Origin of the sequence: Psychrobacter piechaudii, from assembly GCF_900162825.1 — a bacterium.
GTDB lineage: Bacteria > Pseudomonadota > Gammaproteobacteria > Pseudomonadales > Moraxellaceae > Psychrobacter > Psychrobacter piechaudii.
This window is the reverse complement of the sequence record NZ_FUGE01000224.1, coordinates 1-709: the sequence shown is the minus strand read 5'-3', so window position 1 is coordinate 709 and position 709 is coordinate 1. Positions and strand designations below refer to the sequence as shown.

2 protein-coding genes are annotated in these 709 nt (G+C 42.0%); one reads left to right on the top strand and one right to left on the bottom strand.

Going from position 1 to position 709, the window contains the following annotated elements; translation table 11 throughout:
* The first annotated feature begins 255 nt into the window (after nucleotides 1-255).
* The gene (locus A1019T_RS11765) at nucleotides 256-540 is read left to right on the top strand and encodes a nitroreductase family protein (protein ID WP_244156658.1); all 285 of its coding nucleotides are present in this window, start codon (nucleotides 256-258) and stop codon (nucleotides 538-540) included.
* Between the two features lie 38 nt (nucleotides 541-578).
* On the opposite strand, the gene A1019T_RS11755 is transcribed toward A1019T_RS11765, so the two are convergent.
* The coding region (locus A1019T_RS11755; protein ID WP_143514134.1) for a zinc ribbon domain-containing protein at nucleotides 579-709 on the bottom strand (131 nt) is incomplete at its 5' end.

The following is a 709-nucleotide window of genomic DNA, read 5'->3' as shown; positions in this document are numbered from 1 at the left end:
GCAAAGAAGCGTTGTAGCCGTCTGTAATTACTGTTTGTCCTACCTTTGACAAATCCTCTTGCTATTTGTTTGAGGTTGCTACTTTGTACTTGTATTATCGCTAGAGTAATTAAGGCTAAACACGTCAATCTTGCCTTGTTCATGGTTAGGTTTTGCGATAATATATTTACGAGCTGATTAAGGTTTGGCATAGTGTGGTTCGTCAGAAAAATTACTATTATGCCTTGTCCTTATTCAGCTTTTTTGTTTTTTGTAGTGTACAGAGTTCATCGCTATAATAAGCTAAATGAAGCCCATTGGATGGGTAAGCAAGTGTATTTGAGCATGGGAGCACTGTTGCTTGGTGCAGGACTGCTAGGTATTGATTCGGTGCCTATGGAAGGGGTAGATATTCAGGCACTCTATGAAGAGTTCGGATTAAATGAAAAAGGCTATACCACAGTAGGATTGGTGGCTTTGGGTTATCGAAGCGATAACGACATTAATGCCACCTTACCTAAGTCACGTTTGCCCAAGGATGTGGTTTTTAGCAAAGCGTAGATAGTATTATCTTTAATAGTATTGACTTCCTCCCCTCGCTAAACCGAGGGGATTCCTACAGCTAGACGGCCAAGCCCGACCGCAAGGATGTTCTTAGCAGCATTGATATCTCTATCATGCCATGTGCCACACTTAGCACACCTCCATCCTCTTATTCGCAAACCTGCTC